This is a genomic window from Wolbachia endosymbiont of Drosophila mauritiana (genome assembly GCF_004795975.1).
Classification (GTDB): Bacteria; Pseudomonadota; Alphaproteobacteria; order Rickettsiales; family Anaplasmataceae; genus Wolbachia.
This window is the reverse complement of the sequence record NZ_CP034335.1, coordinates 548,262-568,223: the sequence shown is the minus strand read 5'-3', so window position 1 is coordinate 568,223 and position 19,962 is coordinate 548,262. Positions and strand designations below refer to the sequence as shown.

Sequence of the window (19,962 nt, the reverse complement as noted above, 5' to 3'; positions counted from 1 at the left end):
TGTATATAATACAATGCATCTAACTCACATTCCATGTATTCATTACATTAAACTGTATTATAGCTAAAAAGATCTAGCAGAGCAAGAACTCTTTTACATGTTTGAGTATTTTATTTTAGTTTGTATTTTAAAACTAAAGCAGCTCAGTTTCATGTACTTTTATTTCTTTATCGACTGTTATTTTTCTTCTTCAATGCACCTGTGAGTAATGATAACGTGGCAATTAAAGCTTGTAAAGCAATTTTTATATAGCAAGATTCAGCTATTTAATAAAAAGATCGTGGCTAGACCAAAAAATATAAGAGCTGAGAGAATATCAGTTGTTGCTGATGTTAAGATTGAAGACGAAACAGCAGGATCGGATCTTAAACGATGAAGCATTATAGGAATAAAAGTGCCGATAAATGTTGCAATGATCGACATTGCAATCATAGAAACTACGAAAATGATCTCTACTTTTAAACTATGGAACCTTATTGCTAATACTACGAGCGAAATTGTAGATAAAATCACTCCATTTATAAGACCTATTAAAAATTCTTTCATCAGTATTCTTTTTGCATTTTGCTCAGTTAGATATTTTGTTGCAATTGCCCGGATAGTTAGTGTTACTGTTTGGGATCCTGCATTTCCGCTCATTGATGCAATTATTGGCATAATAATTGGTAGTACTATAAAACTTTCTATTACGTTATCGAAAAAGCCAACTACTATAGAACACATTGTTGCAGCTAAGAGGTTAAATAATAACCAAGGTAGCCTTTTAATTATAGTTTTATGTATAGGAGCATTTATATCAGATTTAGAAGATACACCGCTTATTTTAAGTACATCCTCTTCTGCTTCTTGCTGAACAATTTTGATTACATCTTCAATAAGGATTACACCGATAATTTTACCATTCTTATTTACTACTGGGGCTGATAATAGAGAGTAATCCTTAAATATTCTTGCTACTTCTTCTTGGTCCATTCCAGTTTTAATTATTTTTATATCTTGACTCATTATCTCTTTTATTATTGTTTCTCCTGAGTGAGATATTACCTTATTTAAGTTGAAACTACCTATAGGTTCTAATTTCGAGTTAATGATGAAGATTTGGTAAAATGTTTCCGGTATTTTTTTATAATTACGCAAGAATTCCATTAGCTGATTTATCGTCCAATAATATGGAGCTATAACCATATTTTTATGTATCAACCTTCCTGCACTTTCTTCTGGGTATGATAACAATTCCTCTACTAATTTTTGAGTTGCATTGGGTAAATAGTTAAGTATGTTTTCTATAGACTTTCTATCTAAATCTTTCACTATGGCTACTATGTCTTCTATATCAAGAAGCATTAGTAACTTTGCTGTATTTTCTATTCCCAATATTTCTATGACCTCTAATTGTAAATCTGGTACTACATGTACTAAGGCATCACTTAACAGACGTTGATCGAGGATATTAACTAATTTCTCCCTGTGATCACTGATCGAAGTAGATAAAAAATAAGCTAACTGAACGCTATCTATCGTTTTTACAATATTACGAACATTTTCTAATTCTTGATTATCGAGAGACTCTATTAAATCATCAATAGCCTTTTTGTCTAAACCATAATGAGAACTTGTTTTAATATTCATTACTTTACCTTATTTTTTTAATAAATATACACACTTGATTTTATTGAACATTCAAGTATAATAAAATTATTTTGAATTAACTATTATATGGTTAAATTTCTATTTTGTTTGCTGTTATTGTTAGTGATAATAAATATATTAAAGTCTAAAGTATAATGAAAACCCATCCAGAAATCCTTGAATACTTTCAAGGCTTAAATAAAAGTATTTCTCTTATCAGGAGGTGTCTTTGACATAGAAAGATCGAAGTTGCGTCTTGAAGAGCTGGATTCTCAAGCATCGAATGATAATCTGTGGCAAGACAATCAAAAAGCACAAGAAATTTTAAAAGAACGCTCTAAAATTAAGCATGAAATAGAATCGTTTTCAAAATTAGAAAGCGATTACAACGATGCTATCAGCTTGATGAAATCTGCTATTGATGAGAATGATGAAGAATTTTTTTCTGAAGTTGAAAATGAATTAGCCAAGCTAGAGAAATTAATCAAACTTAAAGAGACAGAATCCTTATTTACTGGTGAAGCAGATAATAATAACTGCTTTTTAGAAATCCACTCAGGAGCTGGTGGAACAGAGAGCAATGATTGGGCTGAGATGCTCATGCGCATGTATACAAGATGGGCAGAAATTTATCACAATTTTAAAGTTGAAGTTGTAGAAAAATTAGATGGTGATTCGATTGGTATAAAATCTACAACAATAAAGATTATCGGAGAAAAAGCTTACGGGTGGGCAAAAAGCGAAAGTGGAGTTCATAGATTGGTTAGAATATCACCATTTGATGCAAATGGTAAACGTCATACCAGTTTTGCAAGTGTAGGAGTAACTCCAGTAATTGAAGATTCAATAAATATTGTTGTGGATGAAAAGGATTTAAAGATCGACACTTACCGTGCTTCTGGAGCAGGTGGTCAGCATGTAAATAAGACTGAAAGTGCGGTACGTATTACGCATATTCCAACAGGCGTTGTAGTTCAATGCCAAAATGGTCGTTCTCAACATAAAAATAAAGATGAAGCACTTAAACTACTTAAAGGACGTTTATATCAAATTGAATTGGAAAAAAAAGAACAGAAAATGGCCGAAGAATATGGCAAGAAATGCGATATAGGTTGGGGCAGTCAGATCAGATCGTATGTTATGCATCCGTATCAAATGGTGAAGGATTTAAGGACTGGACATGAAGTTGGCAATATAAATTCCGTTTTTGATGGCAATATAGATTGTTTCATAGTTAGTGTATTGGAGTTAAAATGAGATTTATTAAAAAGCTAAGTTTTATGGTCTGCTAATAAGAGGAAAAGAAAACCAAAACCTATTGAGAAAAATGGAACAATTTTGTGAATATATCTATTATCCAAGTAGCTGATAAAAATGGCAACTCGTTTCTTATGGGCACAAAAATGTAATATGAAGAGAAATCTTCGTACATTAAGTTGTAGCCGCACAACGTCTGCCATTGATGATTATTTCACCTACTGTAACTGCTGCTAAAATAAAGCAGTAATAAACTTGTGTTAACAAAGAAATAGGTGAGACAGAAGCAATGCTACCTGCTAGCAGCAGCTGGGAACCATAAGGCAAAATGCCTTTTGTAACGCAAGCAAAAATGTCTAACAAGTATGCACTACGGTATGACGGAATATTATGCTTTTGCGCGAGCCTTTTTGCAATATCGCCACTTAATAAAATAGCAATGGTATTATTAGCAACTAAAACAGTAAACATAGATGCTATGCCCGCTATTACAAATTCAGCTTTAGTTTTTGTGATATTGCTTTCATCGATAAGTTTGTGTAATGCCTTTTGACCCTGCTTGTACATTATATGACTCAATCCGCCAATAAATAGAGCAAATATCACTATCTCGTTTACTTTTTTGAAACCGTCATATATGTCATGAGAGAGTTGAATGATAGTATAGTCAAAAAAAATCATCCCTAATACACTAGCAACAATTATATTTATAGTTATTGTTACTAAAGTAGTAACTTCAAATAACCCCATGATTATTAAAGAAATATAAGGAATAATCTTTATTACTGATAAATAATCTAAATTTGATGTAGGAATAATTTTTGTACTATCTGCCATAATTGCCAGATAGATAAGCGTTATAATGCTGGCAACAAATGCTACTTTAGAATTCACTTTAAGTTTATCCTTTATCGTGGCCCCCTGTGAAGAAACAGATGCAATAGTAGTGTCAGATATCATTGAAAGATTATCACCAAATACGGCACCTCCAACTACAGTTGCAGTTCCTATTTCAAGACCAAAAGCCCCACTTTTTGCTAAGTTAACAGCCATTGGTACCATTAATACAACAACTCCCATAGACGTACCAATTGCAGTTGATATAAAAGCGGAAGCCAAAAATACTCCAGGCAGTAGTAATCTTGCTGGAAGGAAATTGAGAATTAAATCAGCAACAGTATCTGCACTACCAATTGATTGAGTCACCACAGAAAATGCTCCAGAAAATAGAAAAATTAAACACATAGTAAGGGTGTTTTTATCGCCCATACCCTCGATGACAGTATCGATGTGACGTTGAATTTTACCTGCACTGCATGCAACAGCAAAAAATAGCGCCGGTAGTAGGCAAATTACCGGTGAAACTTGGCGAAGCGGATTATCAATTCCAATAAAGAAAAAATAGACACCACTTCCAAGGTATAAGATTAAAAAAATAACCAAAGGAAAAAAAGCTGTCATTTTACTGCCTTAAAACCTATGATTATAATCAATTAAGTGATTTCAGGCAAGCTTGGTTTTCTGTAAGTTAATAACAGTCCTTTTAGACTCTCAAGTTACGCTATGGAAAATGCGTTGACTATTCTACCATAATATATAGCATCAAAAAATACTCTATAGTATGAGGTAAAGCTATGGTAATGACATATGAACAGTGGAACATAATATTAGGTGTAATTGATCAAGAGGTAAATTTAAGTGAAAACAATGTAATTGAAAGAATAAAAGAGCTATTAAAGGAAGTAAAGATACTAGGGCAAGCAGAAACATTAAGAATGTTAGAAGAGATATCGCATGGATTAGAAGTACCAAACGAGAGTACAAGAGACACAAGAGCCATTAAAAAAGAGACTAAAGGTGGTAAATGTACCGCAGACAAAAGAAGAAGCAAAAAAGATACTAAAGGAGTCAAGGGTATCAAATGCTCAACAGATGGTAAAAAGAATGCTAAAAAGGTTAGGTGTACAAGAGACATCAGAAGAATCAAAAGCAGTGGCGCTAGAGGATGTGCTAAATGCACGAAAGATCTCAGAAAAGGTACCAGTGGTGCTAGATACACAAAATATAGTAGAAACATTAGGTATACTAAAGAAAAAAAGTGACAATGTGTATAAAGAGTGGGAGAAAGCCAAATTTGATGTAAATTATTGGTTTAAAACAGATTGTTTGCATGAACGCTTTTCATACACGTTATTATATTTAGTTATTGATTTTAAGCTGAGCAATTTAATAGAGGCTATGATTGAAGTAGAAGGAATCAATATTAATGCACCAAGTCCGTTTTTCAAATGGACTGCTTTACATTGGGCTGTCGAAGCAGGTAATATAGAAGTCACACTCAAGCTACTACAAAAAGGGGCAAATGTTAATCAATTGGATTCATCTGAACGAACTGCCTTACATTTGGCTACTGAAGCAGGCGATATAGAAATAACAAAGATCTTAGTAACGAATAAGGTAAATCCTAATGTGAAAGATCTGATGAACTTGACTGCTTTATATGAAGCTGCCAAGAATGGCCATAAAGAAGTAGTAAAGTACTTAATGCAGAATGGAGCAGATGTTAAGAAGAATGGGGCTCTTAAACTTACTCCTTTACATATTGCTGTTGCAAATGCTGATAAAGCATTGGTGGATTGTATAATGAAAAATGATAATAATATTGAAGAAACTATTGAGACAGTGGATGTATTTGGATGGACTCCTTTTTATTGGGCTGTTATAAGGAATAATCCATTAATATTAGAGATCCTATTACAGGGTAAATCACGATGTAAAGCAAGTGTTGATGTAGAGGATAAGTTACTTGGACGATCTCCCTTACATGTTGCTGCTACGAATGGTAATATGGAAGCAGTAGAGCTCTTAATAAACTATGGAGCAGAGGTTAACCTTAAGGATGCATGGGGATGGACTCCTTTTCATTGTGCTGCTGCAGGAGGCAATATAGAAACAATTAATTGTCTAATAAAGAACGGAGCAAGTATTGTGACGAATGATCCACAGAAAATATTATTTTCTATTTGTCCATATAATTATCTAGAAGCAGTAACTACTATAATACAACTTGGAATATGGAAGGATGTGATGAAATTGATGGAAGCTGAGTTTTTACGTTGTGCTGCCGGACATGGTAATACACTAATGGTACATACTCTATTAGAAGCTGGAGTAGATGCTAATGCAGATGATGATTTAGGATCAACTGCTTTACATAAAGCTGCCAAATATAACCATCCGGAAGTAGTAAGGATCTTAATTTTATATGGAGTAGATGTTAATGCACAGGATAGCTCTGGGCAATCTCCTTTAGCTTATGCTGTCGAACGTAGACACTGGATAGTAGTAATGACCTTACTATGTTATCGCGCAAATACTTCATTGCCTGATCACTGTGGTGAAACTGTAAGAGATTTAGCTGAACGTCAAGGTATAAGTAATCTTCTAATGGAAGCAGAAAAAAGAGCACTAGATATACTTGCGTGGCTTAAATTAGAATCAAGTATACTCAGAAACAAAGAATTAATGACAGTGCAACACATAGAATCACATATGTTGAAAGAAATAGAATCACATAATCTATCTATCAGCTTTGAACGTATGATAAGAGATCAAGCTAATCAAATTGAACAATTACAGTATAACGCTAAACTTAATGAAAAAGGAGTAGCACTTATAACTGACCACGTTAAATGTGTGCAGTTAGGGACTAACACTAAAGCGTGTCCAGATGAAATGGATGGAGTAAAAGAACAAATATTACATAGTCCTTACAGGTGGTCATATCGCACTAAAAATGTTAATGTAGGAAGAGTAACATCTTTAGCTAACGGCATTGAGTGTATGAAGTCAGGGCCTAACACTGAAGCGTGTCCAGGCCCTAGTACTAAAGAGCCTAATACTTACCTCTCTATGATGGAGAAACTACCATTAACATCTTCCCCCTCGATGATAGAAAAGTATTCGGCTATTATAGAATCTCCTTTAGGTTTTAACTAATTACGCTCGAATGATAGATGTAGAGGTAACTGACACTGAAAGTACATTGGGTAGAATTGTGTGCTATTAGATTTCAGTGTACGCTACTTTCATTATAAAATTTCTGTAGGTAAGATGTCAGAAGGTATCAAAACCATATTAGTAAAAGACGATAACGTTAGGCTGGATAGGTACATCAGAAGAATCTTTCCTGATCTAAAGCAATCTGTAATTGAAAAATCTTTAAGGAAAGGGTTAATCAAAGTTGATGATTGCAAAGCAAAGTCTAGTGATAGAGTAAATTCTGGACAAACTATAACGCTGAAACACTTGAATTATATTGAGAATGCTAGTTCTGATCGCAAATATAATGAAAAGTTAGTGAATCTACTAAGAGAGAACATATTATATGAAGACGAATATATACTAGCTATAAACAAACCCGCAGGGGTCATCGTTCAAGGTGGCGTAAAAGTAAAGATTAGCATTAGTGATTTGCTTGACCAAATAAGAGAGAGAGAAATATTTAAAATTGTTCATAGGCTGGATAGGGATACAAGCGGAGTAATAATATTCGCACGCAATGCCAGCGTTGCCAAATACCTTATGGAAGAATTTAAAGGACGGAGGATAAAAAAAACTTACCTAGCATTAACTTCTGGTATGCCGAGCAAAGATAATGGAACAATAGACTATCCGTTGGTGAAAAAATATATTTCAGGACAAGAAAGAGTGGTCATTGACGAAGACTCACCGCAGAATGCCACTACACACTTTTCAATTGTGTCAGGGCTAAAACACAATGTCGCTTATCTAAAATTACAACCAATTACTGGTAGAACCCATCAGTTACGTGTACATTTAGCTCATATAAATTGCCCTATTCTTGGTGACGGTAAATATGGCGGTAAAAAAGCTTTTATTGATGGAGTAGCAAATCAGATTCACCTGCATTCATATTCTTTGTCTTTAAAATTGCCAAATAATAAAGAAGTCACTATTACTGCTCCTGTCCCTAAACATATCGAAAAATCTATTGAAGCGCTATCTTTTGACTGAAGCGATTTCACCAATCAACTTTTCTGTCTTTGGCTTTGATTTGAAGCACAGATATTAGGCTAATTAATGCGCAGGTGGTAAGATAAACACCTGCTGCAAGTTTTGTTTCAGTTTTTTCTATAAGCCACATGCATATCGATGGAGAAAGGCCACCAAAAATACCTGCAGATATATTATGTGCTAGGCTGAAGCCAGTGCATCTAACTTTTGTTGGAAATAATTCGCAGGCAAGAGAATTATATATTCCAAAAGATGCACCTATCGGTATGCTCATCAACAGAAAAGTGAATGTTATAATATAGTGATTATCATATGATAATAGCGAAAGTACCGGCAAGCTAACACAAGCTAAAGTTACTAATGTAGGAATTATCACATTTTTTCTTCCAATTTTATCAGAAAGTATTGCAAACAGCACTGCAGACGTTCCAAATGTGATTTCAACCATGATCCTTACTAGATTTTTAATATCAATGCCTGAGAAGGTAAGTTCTTTGACAGATATGTTATAAAACATAATTACCGAATAAACGATTGCATTTTGAGCAATACCAAGTCCAATTGCTAATATAAATGCTTTTTTGTAGGTTTTGATTAGTTCAAAAAATGGAGAACTAGATAAGCTTTTATTTTTGTCATGAGTTTTATACGCTAAACTCTCTTCCATTATGTATCTTATTAAAAAACCTATCATACCCATAACAAAGCAGAAATAGAAGAGCAACCTCCAGCCCCAAATTTCATAATTTTCACCTGTAAACTTTTTGCAAATAGCTATCATTACAAAGCATGTGATAGAACCGAGAGCACCACTAAACGCTTTCATGCTCCCTAAGAATCCTAGATTTTTTTTATCGCTTGAATGCTCTATTAAAAAAGCAGAGTTAACACTTGTTTCTCCACCTGCTGCCATTCCTTGTACTATCCTACAAAACAGAAGCAGTATAGGAGAAAATATTCCTATTTCTCTAAAGCTTGGTATAACCGCAATTGCAGTAGACGATATCGAAGCCAATATTACGGAAATCAGCAAAATTTTCCTCCTACCGTGCTTATCTCCAATGTAACCAAAAATAAACGCACCAAGTGGTCTAAATCCAAAGCCAATTGCAAAACTGCCAAGAAATTTGATTGTGCTCAAATAATCATTTTCTGAAGGAAAAAAAACGTTGCTTATTATATGAGTTAAAACTCCAAACAGAGTTACTTCATACCATATAATCATATTGCAGATTATGCTTGATAGTATTGCTTTTTGAATATCGTTCATGACTTCCAGCTTACCACACTCCGCTATAAAAATTTTTATTCAATAACATTTAAAGACAACTCACGTAAATGTTTATTGTCCACTTTAGAAGGAGCACCCATTAGAACATCTTCTCCTTGCTGATTCATAGGAAAACAGATTACTTCACGAATGTTTGGTTCATCGGCAAGTAGCATAACCATTCTATCAACCCCCGGTGCTATTCCACCATGAGGAGGAACACCGAATCTGAATGCACGAACAAGCGCGCCGAATTTTGTATCAACTTCTTCTTTGCTATAACCTGCAATGGCAAAAGCCTTATACATAATATCCAACTTGTTATTACGAATCGCCCCACTTGACAGCTCTATTCCATTGCAAACAAGATCATATTGGTAAGCAAGGATGTCCAGCGGATCTTTTTCTTCTAAATCTTTCAAGCCACCATGTGGCATGGAAAATGGGTTATGAAAGAAATCTATTTTTTTGCTTTTATCATCATATGCAAAATATGGAAAATCGATGACCCAGCAGAATTTGAAGATATTGTCATCTATAAGACCCAGTTCTGATCCCAAAAGAGTACGCACTTTCCCTGCAATTATTGCTGCTTCATTTTCCTTATCAGAAGCAAAAAATACACTATCTCCAGGTTCTATATTTGTTATTTCTTTTATGGAATTTAACCTATTGTCATCAAGGAATTTAGCAATTGGTCCTTTTGCAATGCCGTCCTTATCAAATGTTATATACCCAAGACCTTTAGCACCTAATTCTTTTTGTGCATGTTCTATTTTTTTATCAAAAAAGCTACGAGGTTCTTCTGCTGTTTTAGGAGCAGGAATGGCTCTCACTACCATACCACGCTCGATATTGCTTTTGAAAATATTGAACTCTGAATCACGGAAAATTTCTGTTACATCACTAATCAATAGTGGATTGCGCAGATCTGGTTTATCAGAACCGTATTTGAGCATTGCGTCTTTGTATGTAATGTGCAGAAAATCTTCATCAACTGATTTTCGAGAAAATTTGGCAAACACTTTATATAAAGTAGACTCAATAACCTGAAATATATCCTCTTGAGTTACAAAAGACATTTCAAGGTCTAGCTGATAAAACTCCCCAGGAGAACGGTCAGCCCTTGCGTCTTCATCACGAAAACAAGGTGCAATTTGAAAATATTTATCAAACCCCGAAACCATAAGCAACTGCTTAAAAATCTGCGGAGCTTGTGGTAATGCATAGAATTTACTAGGATTTAGTCTGCTTGGCACTAAGTAGTCACGTGCACCTTCAGGAGAAGAGGCAGTAAGTATTGGAGTTTGAATTTCCAAAAATCCTTGCTCTATCATGAGCTTCCTGAGTTCTGCGATGATTTGTGAGCGAAGAATAATGTTATTGCGGACTTTTTCTCGCCTTAAGTCAAGAAAACGATATTTAAATCTCATATTTTCTGGGTATTCTTGCTCACCGGCAATGCTTGCCAATATACTCCTTTCTTCTTTTGCTATTTCTTCATCACAGTGGAACTCAACTTGCGATTCAACTTGTAAATTACTAACTATAACTTCAATTTCTCCTGTGGAAATAGAGCTATTTACCGTATCTTCAGTTCTAGCTTTGACTATTCCTGTGACAGTAATCACACTTTCTGATTTTAAATTTGAAATTTCATCAAAAAAGTCTTTGTCATTATTGAATACCAGTTGAGTAATTCCATAAAAATCTCTTAAATCAACAAAGATTAGGTTACCATGGTCACGTTTACGGTACAGCCACCCAGAGAGAGTAACTTCCTTTTCTACATCATTCTTCCTTAATTCATTACACGCGTGAGTTTTATAGCAGTTCATTTAATTGAAATTTCTAGAATACAGAAAGATTATAAAATAAATTAACCTTTGGGCAAGATAATATCTAAAGATCCTTTACAAACAATTCCAATTTGGATATAATTTCTTTGATTGTGTGTGTTGAGGTGTATTTATGAATCCTGAAGAACTACAGAAAATTCTAGCTGAAAATAAGAAGAAAGATTCTGTATTAAAAAAGCTTCTTAGAGCTGTTAAGGAGAATGACTTAGAAAAAGTAAAATCAATTTTTGAGAAAAATAGCTCTATTATTAAAGATGTTGTTGCTGAGATTAATTCCCAAAATGGTACAAATTTATTAGGTTATGCTGTTGATAGTAAAATGGCTAAATATCTAATAGAGCAAGGTGTAAAATTCATCACTGCAGTCGGAAAGGCAGTTATGAAAAAAGATTTAGAGTTAGTCAAATCAATCTGTCAGATGAATAAATCAATAGCTAAAAATGAGTTACAGCAAGATTCTAAGCCACTAGAATCTGCAACTTATGATCACAAATTTAATGATAAAATTGCAAGGTATTTGATTGAACAAGGTGCAAATCCTAATGCAACCGATAAGTGTGGTCGTTGCTTACTTCATCTGCAAATTGCACGAGGCAATTTAAAAGGAGCTAAGGCTTTAATAGAAAACGGTGCAGATGTAAACATAGTAAATCAAGAACAGGATGGCTATTGGAGACCAGGCATAGATGCTAATGCACTGAAGGGTCAAACTGCGTTGCACTTTGCAATTAGAGTATACAGAAATAATAAAGACCTAAATCCTGAAAAAGCTAATAGAGCTTTAGAATTTATAAGTTATTTAATAGAAAAAAAAGCAAACTCAAATATCAAAGATTGTAATGAAAAAACTCCTCTAGATACTGCTATATTTTTTGACACTCCAGAGATAGTAGAATTATTAATAAAAGCTGGTGTTGATCTTAATGCTGGAAAGAAAAAAGCAGAAGATGTTTTAAATTATGCTGTTACTGTAGGGCATATAGATATAGGGAAAGCTGCAATTCGATATATTTTGGAACATAACTCACGGTCAAATAAACTAGATCTTCTTAATAATCAAGAAGAGTTATCAGTCTACTGGGACGAATATAAAGCTCAAGTTAAAGAACTTCATGATATAGTGGAAGATAGAATTGACTTGACTGGTGATGGCTCTACCCGTCCTATAATGAGAACAATAAATGGCTTTTTAGATCATGAAAGTAGAAAAAATCTAGTAAAATCATCATTCATATCTAGTGCTGAGGCACCAGAAAATTTTTGTCCGAGAAAGCTGGCTGTTATAAGTGTAGCTGCAATAACCTGTGCTTTAGCGATATACTTTCTTGCTCCATTAATAATGGGTTCCTCTATTGGGGTTGGCACTCAATTGGCATTAGGAGCTGTAGGTGCAGTTGTAGGTGGTGGAATTGGAATCTTGACCAATGTGGCAATAGATCAATGCTACGTTAATTTAGCTGCTCAGAAAGCTGACTAAAATTAAAGCGTCATAGATTGCTAAAACTCCATAATTGTGTAGTAATATAATATTACTTTCCTCAAGCCTTTGGAATCTTGACCAATGTGGCAATAGATCAATGCTACGTTAATTTAGCTGCTCAGAAAGCTGACTAAAATTAAAGCGTCATAGATTGCTAAAACTCCATAATTGTGTAGTAATATAATATTACTTTCCTCAAGCCTTTAGCTCCTCAAACACTTCACTTGCTCTATTTAAAACAGAGTCAGGAAAACCAGCAAGTTTTGCTACATATATTCCATATGACTCATCTGCAATGCCTTCAATTACTTCATGTAGAAAGATAACCTCTCCGTTCCATTCTTTTATTTTCATACAAAAACATTTCACATTTTCTAAGTATTCACCTACTTTAGTTAATTCATGATAATGAGTTGCAAAAATGGCGCGGCACTTATTTACATTGTGAATATGTTCAATCACTGCCTGTGCAATAGATAATCCATCATACACTCCTGTGCCCCTACCAATTTCATCAAGTATCACCAAGGAACGATCTGTTGCCTGATTTACTATCGTTGCTGTTTCGATCATCTCTACCATGAAGGTAGAATAACCAGCTGTTATATTATCTGTTGCACCAACCCTGCTAAATATCTTGTCAATCACTCCTATATGTGCACTCTCTGCTGGCACAAATGACCCCATGTGAGCTAAAACTGCAATGAGAGCGTTTTGCCTCAAAAAAGTGCTTTTTCCCGCCATATTAGGCCCAGTAATTAGATGTATACCAGCTAAATTGATGCTATTTGAAATGAATTTATCGTTAACTTCAACCACTGGATGTCTTCCACTACAGATATTGAACTCTTTACTGTCATCGATAATGGGTTTTACGTAATTATTTTGCACTGCGAGCTCCGCAAACGTGGCTCTAATATCAAGTTTTGCCAAAGCATTTGCAGCAAGAGCAATTTTTTCAGATTCTTTAGCGACTTTACTATATAGTTCACTAAAAATTTTCACTTCTAAGCCGATTGCAGCATCACGTGCCGTAAGAATTTTATTTTCTAGTTCTTTCAATTCATTAGTAGTATAGCGCATGCTATTTGCTAAGCTTTGCCTATGAATAAATATATCCGAAGTTATTTTGTGATTTGCCGACACTTCAACGTAATAACCAAGTATATTGTTGTATAATATTTTGAGTGCAGCAATGCCAGTTAGGTCGCGATAAGACTCACGGAGCTTAGTTACCAACTTGTTACTGTTGTTCAATATATAATATAATTCGGATAATTCTTGATCATATTTTGGATTGATAAATCCTCCTTCTTTTACAGAACTGAGGTTGTTATCAAGTATAGCGCTGTTTAGAAGCTCGAATAGATCTTTATGATTACCAAGACTTTTATGTATTGTGCTTAGTTCACTCTCGTCACTACTTATCACCTGAGTAGTAAACACTGGTTCCTTTTCTCTGGTTAAGCACTGGAATGATATCTGAGAGTTAATTGCTGGTTTTTCACTTAAACAATAATTATGCAAGGTAGACAGAAACTCAGATAACTCTAAAGTTTTTCCTAGGCCTATTTTTAATAGGTTCATATCCTTTGGTGAACCACGTCCTAGTATTAAGCGCGATAAAGACCTCTCAATATCCGGAATGTTAGATAATATCTCTCGTATTTTTCTGCGTGGCTCATGATTATTTACAAAAAATTGAGCGGTGCTGAGCCTCAAATTGATTGCCTTGGAGCAAGCAAGTGGTGAAGCGAGCATTTGTTTGAGCAGGCGTCCACCAGAGGCTGTAACTGTGTGATCAATAACTGAAATTAGTGAACCTTTCTTTTCACCAAATTGAGTTGTAAACAACTCAAGATTTCTCCTTGCTGAAGCATCAATAAGCATGAAATTTTGTTGCTTATAGGTTTTTGGGAATTCAAGCCTTGGAATGGAGCCCCTTTGTGTTACTCTGACATATTCAAGCAGTGCACCGCACGCCATGATTTCTACTTTGCTGAAATTTCCTATACTACCAAGTTCCCTGATTTTATAAAACTCGCATAACGTTCTGTGAGATTTACTATACTCAAAAAAACTCTGTGCGTGTTGTGTAATTGATATTTTATAATTTTTTAAAATCGATCTAATTTTTTCGTCCTCAATGAATTTTTCAGAAATTAATAATTCTCTTGGTGATATACGCAATAAATCGCTATCTAGAGCTTTCAAATTCGTTAAAGTGTGAAAAAATTTTCCCGTTGATAATTCAAGCCAACTAATAGCATATTTGTCATTTTGCTCAACTATGGACGCGAGATAATTATTGCTTTTATCCTCCAGTAGCGAATCTTCTATAATTGTACCTGGAGTTACAACTCGTACTACATCACGTTTTACTATGGATTTATAGCCCCTCTTTTTTGCTTCATCAGCAGTTTCTAATTGGTCACAGATTGCCACTTTGAATCCTAAATCTATTAGCTTATGCAGGTAAGATTCACTACTGTGCGCTGGCACTCCACACATTGGTATTTCTTGCCCATTTGAATTGCCCCTCTTGGTTAGCACTATATTCAGCAATTTCGCAGCTTTAATAGCATCATCGAAAAACAACTCATAAAAATCTCCTAGCCTATAAAATAGCAGATGATCCTTGTATTGAGCTTTCAAATTTAAATATTGCTCCATTACAGGGGTATTTTTTTCTCTTATTAAGTTCATAACATTTTTAAATATGTTAGCAGCAAACCGCTTACTCTGGTGTTGGTTATTTTATTATGGATCAATAATTTTTTTTAGCTATAGTACAAAAACAAATAGTTTGAGGTAGAATTATGGAATATGAACGATTGTTAAAAATATTAAGGACAATAAGTGACTTAAATGAGAACAATATAATCGAAAGGGTAAAAGAGGAATTGGAAAAAGAAGATCCAGACACGTATAAAAAGTGGCAAGATAATGGATTTAACATAAATTATACATTCGATGATCAAAGTACATTGTTACATATAGCTGCTAGAAATGATCTTGTAAAGATAGCAGAGCTTTTAATAAAAAAAGGGGCTAATGTTGATGCAGTAAATAAAGTTAAGAGAACTCCTTTACATGCTGCTGTTCTCTTTTGTTATACAGAGGTAATAAAAGTTCTCATAGAAAACGGGGTTAATGTTAATGTAGCAGATCAAAATGGGTGTACTCCTTTGCATTGTGCTGCTCACAATGAAAATAAAGAGATAGTAGAACTCCTATTAAACAAGGGGGCTAATGTTGATGCAGTAGATCTGGCTGAGAGTACTGTATTACATCATGCTATTTCTGCTGAAAATTGCCAAGTGGAAATAGTAAAAGCTATCATACAAAAGGAAGCTGATGTTGACATAGCGGATAAATACGGGCGTACTCCATTATCCTGGGCTATTAGAAATGGCTATTCAGAAGTAGCAAAAATTCTACTTGAAAACAAAGCAGATCCTTTATTGGGACATAAGAGTTTTAACACATTAAAACTCTTGATTGAATTAATAAAAAATGATTTTAAGCACTCTAAGAAAGCAGAAGAAACACAGCAACAAGAAGATGATGAATATGAATTGATTAAATACTCGTTGCTACTTCGCAATGACTGCTCCTTAACGGATGTTGTCGAAAGAAGTGCATTTGGCAAGCTGATATCTACGTGGCTTGTTGACATGTCCAACTTAACAGAGAGTCAGAAGGAGTTGAATAAAAAATTCTTAAGTACTTTTAAAGACTTTCCACATATTACTTATAAGGATTATAAGAAGGATGTTGAAAAAATTAAAAAATTTTTACTAGATCATAAAAGTAATCAAGATCTAAAAACCATTCTCAACCTTAAAAGAGGAGAATCTAAACTGACAATACTGCATATTCTATCAAGTATGGAATGTAGCAATTCAGAAGAATGCATAGATTTACTGTTGAATTCAGGTGCTGATCCTAATGAAAAGGACGACACAGGAAGAACGCCTTTGCATTATGCTACTCGTTCTGGTCATTGTGATACAATTATCAAATTGCTTCTAAGGAAAGGAGCTAATCTTGATATAAAGGATAAAAAAGGTAAAACCCCAATAGAATTTACAGTTAATAATCCCAACCTTAATATTAAAGAGTACTTTTTAACTGATGATGTTATTGATGGAATTTTTCGTAAAAAAACACAAATTGACCTTAATGGAAAAGACGAATGTATAAATTTATGGAGTGATTTCACGCTAGATGACCAAAATCCATTGAAATATTTAGATTCATTAAATGAAGCTCAAGATATAAATCAGCTAGAACAGGTTGTAAATGAAGCTATAAAATCTAGGGTAAGGTTCAATCTTACTTGTGAGGGAGATATATATAAAAATAATTATGAGAGTAAGTATAATTTTACAGTAGTAAGTACTTCTTCTAATATCCCTTTATCTTTAATTATATCTAGAATAGTTTTAATAACTTCCTGGTTACTAAAACCTATAGCATAGGCAAGAGGTGTTAGAGTATGATTTTCACCATTTGAAAGATCGATCTTTATATTCGCAGTAGTAAGAACTTCTTTTAATACCCCTTCTGTTTTAATTTCTTCAAGAATAGGAGTAATATTACCATCTTTTCCTTTTTTTATTTCATCCCTTAACTTATCATATAATCCTTGTTGTGTTTTGTTTAACTCTTCATAACTTAGCATATCAAATTCTCCTATTCAAAATTACTTTAATTATGATATATTTAAATAATAAAATCAATAATTTAATTAAGTATCACAAACACTTAAACAAGAAAGAAGAGAAGCTCAAGTATTCATCTACTTTGCTTTCTTCTCAATATATCTACATATTAGGATAGAGAGCTCATATAATACCAACATTGGAATTGCAAGCCCTACTTGGCTTAGTACATCAGGGGGAGTTAAGATTGCAGCAATAATGAAAATTACCACTATCGCAATTCTCCGTTTATTTGACAAACTTTGTGCAGTGATTAGCCCTACTCTCACCATTAAGGTTAGTATGACTGGAATTTGAAATGCAGTACCAAACGCGAACATGAATTGAAGAACAAGGTCTAAATATTCACTAACTGAAGGCATAAACTCTATCGGTATACCGAAAGATTTACCGCTATGTTCAAAAGCAATAAAAAATTTCCAGGCTAAGGGAAATATGTAGTAGTAAACTACAGCGGCTCCCGTTACAAACAAAACCGGTGTTGCAATTAAGTATGGCAATAACACTGCCCTTTCTCTCTTATATAAGCCAGGTGCTAGAAATATGTAGAATTGCCATGCAAACACAGGAAAAGAAAACAACAGTGCACTCATTATTGCAACCCTGAGATATACAAAAAACGCTTCTGTTAAGTCTGTATAGATTAGAGAAAAATCATTGCTATCTTTTGTAACTTCTATTAAAGGTGCAAGTAAAAAGCGGTATATATTTTCTTTAAAGTAGTAACAAAACCCGAAGGTAACACAAAAAAATAGAAAGCAAAAAATAACCCTTTTTCTAAGTTCCGCAAAGTGCTCATAAAATGAAGCATATTTTTGTGAGTTTTCGTTCATACTTTACAATAACGCTATGTCTAACATTCTCAATGAAAAAGCCCATTCATTGTCATACCATGCTGCAACTCTACAGATATCACCTGTGACATATGTACCAGCTAAATCCACAATTGCACTATAAGGATTATGGACAAAGTCTATTGAAACTAAAGGCTCGTTACATACGGAAAACACATGATTTGCTGAATTCTTAAATATTTCGTTTATTTCCTTAGTTATTGCTCTCTTATCAGCTAAAAATTTAAAATCAACCATAGAAACGTTGCTAACCGGGACTCTAATAGCAGTACCATCTAGCTTACCCTTTAACTCAGGAATAACAGAACCAATTGTTTTTGCCGCTCCGGTTGTAGTTGGCACCATAGAAAGGCCACAAGCTCTTGCCCTGCGTAAGTCTCTATGGTTGCCATCAAGAATATTTTGATCATTCGTATAGGCATGTATAGTGGTCATAAAACCGCTTTTTATGACTAAATTGGAGTGTAAAACGTGTACAATCGGAGCCAGACAGTTTGTAGTACAAGAACCTGCTGAGATCACTTTATGCTCCTTTTTTAGCATATCGTTATTTACGCCGTACACTACAGTTACATCAGCATCTAAAACTGGAGCAGAGACAATTACTCTCTCTGCATTATGCTTTGCTGCTTCCGCACGCTTGTTGAATGCACCAGTGCATTCAAGCACTACATCAACATTCCAAGGAATATTTTCAGGGCTACGTTCTCTATATAAAGAAAATTTCCTGCCATTTATAGATAGCCAATTTTCAGACTCGTTAAAATCAATATCACCACTGAATTTACCATGAACAGAGTCATATTTAATCAAATGTGCATGCTGCTCAGCACTGAGCGACCCATTTACCGCCACAACTTCTATTTGCTCGCTATAGTTTTCTACTTCAAAAATAGCACGCAATACACTTCTGCCTATTCTACCAAGACCATTAATTCCTACACGAATTGTCATTTTTCCATCTTAAAAGTTTAATTATAGGAAATATTGCCTAATATTTCATTCTATTCTTTTAGTTGTTAATCCTAATGTTATAATATATTGATTGACTAAAGAAACTGTATCACTTAATTAATAATGTCTAAATTTTAACTTGGAGTAGGTTATGCATGGATTACCAATGACAAATTCAGATAATCAGTATCAGCAAAGAAAAATAGAAGCATTGCAAAAAGAAAATAAAGGACTGTCAGAAGAAGTGAAAACATTACAGAAAATGTCAGTGCTGCAAAATGAAATGCTAGTAATGCTACAGTGGAAATCAATAACAGAGAAACTGCGCACAGAAATATTAAAAAAACTGCTAGAAGCACCTCAAGAGGCAGCAGCATTTCAATTAGAAGAAAGAGATGAAGATCAGCAAGTAATAGAAGACATACTGGATATGCAAGAAGAATTTGAATCTTTACAAAATTTGGAAAGTACTACTATTGAACAAACAAATATTCAAGGACAGAGCATATAAACTTGTAATAGTTTCAAACTATTATAAATAACTTTCCCTACTTCCTTCTTTATCGTTACCCCGGGTGTTGTAAAACTGGGGTAACACCTTCCGCTACGCAAATCAACTACAAAACACAATCTTTTTATTCCCCCAAGCAATTAGTTGTGAATTTAAGCAATCATATTAATATAGTAAATATTTACTTAATATACTAGTATTTACCTTGACTAAACAATTATAGTGCTGTATGATTTGTACTTAAGCTTTAATAGTGAGGTGTTGATGGACGTACAAGAATTAGAAAAGTTCATCAACAAAATCCCAAGATGCTGGGGAGAAAACATCAGAAGAGTTGGAAAGAAATTTAAACCCGAATGAAGCCAGTGCTTCTTTTCTTGTCAT

14 protein-coding genes are annotated in these 19,962 nt (G+C 34.1%); 7 read left to right on the top strand and 7 right to left on the bottom strand.

Translation table 11 applies throughout. The features are described from left to right. Positions 1–258 precede the first annotated feature (258 nt). Positions 259–1,629: a magnesium transporter gene (gene mgtE / locus EJB00_RS02880; protein WP_015588496.1), complete on the bottom strand. Its 1,371-nt coding sequence runs from the start codon at positions 1,627–1,629 to the stop codon at positions 259–261. Positions 1,630–1,784: 155 nt separating this feature from the next. Between mgtE and prfB the strand changes: the two genes are divergently transcribed. Continuing rightward, positions 1,785–2,886, top strand: a protein-coding gene (prfB, locus tag EJB00_RS02875; protein ID WP_338062709.1) for a peptide chain release factor 2 whose coding sequence is annotated in 2 segments (ribosomal slippage) — positions 1,785–1,850 and positions 1,852–2,886 — 1,101 coding nt in all. Because the reading frame shifts where the segments join, the coding sequence is not laid out codon by codon here. Between the two features lie 174 nt (positions 2,887–3,060). Here prfB and EJB00_RS02870 read toward each other — a convergent pair. Beyond that, positions 3,061–4,347: a Na+/H+ antiporter NhaC family protein gene (locus EJB00_RS02870; protein WP_015588494.1), complete on the bottom strand. Its 1,287-nt coding sequence runs from the start codon at positions 4,345–4,347 to the stop codon at positions 3,061–3,063. Between the two features lie 179 nt (positions 4,348–4,526). On the opposite strand from EJB00_RS02870, the gene EJB00_RS06385 reads away from it, so the two are divergent. The 3 genes from EJB00_RS06385 to EJB00_RS02860 all read left to right on the top strand — a co-directional run bounded on the left by EJB00_RS06385 (position 4,527) and on the right by EJB00_RS02860 (position 7,923). Further along, the gene (locus tag EJB00_RS06385; protein WP_225416310.1) at positions 4,527–4,988 is read left to right on the top strand and encodes a hypothetical protein; all 462 of its coding nucleotides are present in this window, start codon (positions 4,527–4,529) and stop codon (positions 4,986–4,988) included. Then, entirely contained in the window at positions 4,933–6,885 is a 1,953-nt protein-coding gene (locus EJB00_RS02865) for an ankyrin repeat domain-containing protein (RefSeq protein ID WP_225416309.1), read from the top strand. The genes EJB00_RS06385 and EJB00_RS02865 overlap by 56 nt, the downstream gene beginning before the upstream one ends. A gap of 114 nt (positions 6,886–6,999) precedes the next feature. Next, the gene (locus EJB00_RS02860; RefSeq protein ID WP_015588492.1) at positions 7,000–7,923 is read left to right on the top strand and encodes an RluA family pseudouridine synthase; all 924 of its coding nucleotides are present in this window, start codon (positions 7,000–7,002) and stop codon (positions 7,921–7,923) included. 7 nt (positions 7,924–7,930) lie between these two features. On the opposite strand, the gene EJB00_RS02855 is transcribed toward EJB00_RS02860, so the two are convergent. Together EJB00_RS02855 and aspS are read right to left on the bottom strand one after the other, a co-directional pair. Then, positions 7,931–9,193: an MFS transporter gene (locus tag EJB00_RS02855; protein ID WP_135352955.1), complete on the bottom strand. Its 1,263-nt coding sequence runs from the start codon at positions 9,191–9,193 to the stop codon at positions 7,931–7,933. Positions 9,194–9,228: 35 nt separating this feature from the next. Continuing rightward, a complete protein-coding gene (gene aspS, locus EJB00_RS02850; RefSeq protein WP_135352956.1) occupies positions 9,229–11,031 on the bottom strand; it encodes an aspartate--tRNA ligase in 1,803 nt (600 codons plus the stop codon). A gap of 133 nt (positions 11,032–11,164) precedes the next feature. Between aspS and EJB00_RS02845 the strand changes: the two genes are divergently transcribed. Then, positions 11,165–12,529 carry an ankyrin repeat domain-containing protein gene (locus tag EJB00_RS02845; protein WP_015588489.1) on the top strand — a complete coding sequence of 455 codons (1,365 nt, stop codon included), beginning with the start codon at positions 11,165–11,167 and terminating at the stop codon, positions 12,527–12,529. Between the two features lie 198 nt (positions 12,530–12,727). Here the strand turns inward: EJB00_RS02845 and mutS are convergent, their stop codons facing one another. Beyond that, on the bottom strand, positions 12,728–15,238 hold the full coding sequence (gene mutS, locus EJB00_RS02840) for a DNA mismatch repair protein MutS (RefSeq protein ID WP_015588488.1): 2,511 nt from the start codon (positions 15,236–15,238) through the stop codon (positions 12,728–12,730). Positions 15,239–15,351: 113 nt separating this feature from the next. Here mutS and EJB00_RS02835 point away from each other — a divergent pair, with 113 nt between their 5' ends. Continuing rightward, a complete protein-coding gene (locus tag EJB00_RS02835) occupies positions 15,352–17,016 on the top strand; it encodes an ankyrin repeat domain-containing protein (protein WP_225416308.1) in 1,665 nt (554 codons plus the stop codon). A 320-nt stretch (positions 17,017–17,336) separates the two neighbouring features. Here the strand turns inward: EJB00_RS02835 and tatC are convergent, their stop codons facing one another. Together tatC and gap are read right to left on the bottom strand one after the other, a co-directional pair. Beyond that, on the bottom strand, positions 17,337–18,092 hold the full coding sequence (gene tatC, locus EJB00_RS02830) for a twin-arginine translocase subunit TatC (protein ID WP_015588487.1): 756 nt from the start codon (positions 18,090–18,092) through the stop codon (positions 17,337–17,339). A gap of 3 nt (positions 18,093–18,095) precedes the next feature. Further along, positions 18,096–19,067 carry a type I glyceraldehyde-3-phosphate dehydrogenase gene (gene gap / locus EJB00_RS02825; protein WP_135352957.1) on the bottom strand — a complete coding sequence of 324 codons (972 nt, stop codon included), beginning with the start codon at positions 19,065–19,067 and terminating at the stop codon, positions 18,096–18,098. Positions 19,068–19,218: 151 nt separating this feature from the next. Here gap and EJB00_RS02820 point away from each other — a divergent pair, with 151 nt between their 5' ends. Next, positions 19,219–19,578, top strand: a complete 360-nt coding sequence (locus EJB00_RS02820) for a hypothetical protein (protein WP_015588485.1) — start codon at positions 19,219–19,221, stop codon at positions 19,576–19,578. Positions 19,579–19,962: the final 384 nt, after the last annotated feature.

Bases quoted from the DNA above. Each gene is read 5' to 3' on its own strand.
- EJB00_RS02855 (WP_135352955.1), bottom strand. From the start codon at position 9,193: ATGAACGATATTCAAAAAGCAATACTATCAAGCATAATCTGCAATATG.
- gap (WP_135352957.1), bottom strand. From the start codon at position 19,067: ATGACAATTCGTGTAGGAATTAATGGTCTTGGTAGAATAGGCAGAAGT.
- EJB00_RS02835 (WP_225416308.1), top strand. From the start codon at position 15,352: ATGGAATATGAACGATTGTTAAAAATATTAAGGACAATAAGTGACTTA.
- EJB00_RS02845 (WP_015588489.1), top strand. From the start codon at position 11,165: ATGAATCCTGAAGAACTACAGAAAATTCTAGCTGAAAATAAGAAGAAA.
- EJB00_RS02860 (WP_015588492.1), top strand. From the start codon at position 7,000: ATGTCAGAAGGTATCAAAACCATATTAGTAAAAGACGATAACGTTAGG.
- aspS (WP_135352956.1), bottom strand. From the start codon at position 11,031: ATGAACTGCTATAAAACTCACGCGTGTAATGAATTAAGGAAGAATGAT.
- tatC (WP_015588487.1), bottom strand. From the start codon at position 18,092: ATGAACGAAAACTCACAAAAATATGCTTCATTTTATGAGCACTTTGCG.
- EJB00_RS02870 (WP_015588494.1), bottom strand. From the start codon at position 4,347: ATGACAGCTTTTTTTCCTTTGGTTATTTTTTTAATCTTATACCTTGGA.
- EJB00_RS06385 (WP_225416310.1), top strand. From the start codon at position 4,527: ATGACATATGAACAGTGGAACATAATATTAGGTGTAATTGATCAAGAG.
- EJB00_RS02820 (WP_015588485.1), top strand. From the start codon at position 19,219: ATGCATGGATTACCAATGACAAATTCAGATAATCAGTATCAGCAAAGA.
- mgtE (WP_015588496.1), bottom strand. From the start codon at position 1,629: ATGAATATTAAAACAAGTTCTCATTATGGTTTAGACAAAAAGGCTATT.
- mutS (WP_015588488.1), bottom strand. From the start codon at position 15,238: ATGAACTTAATAAGAGAAAAAAATACCCCTGTAATGGAGCAATATTTA.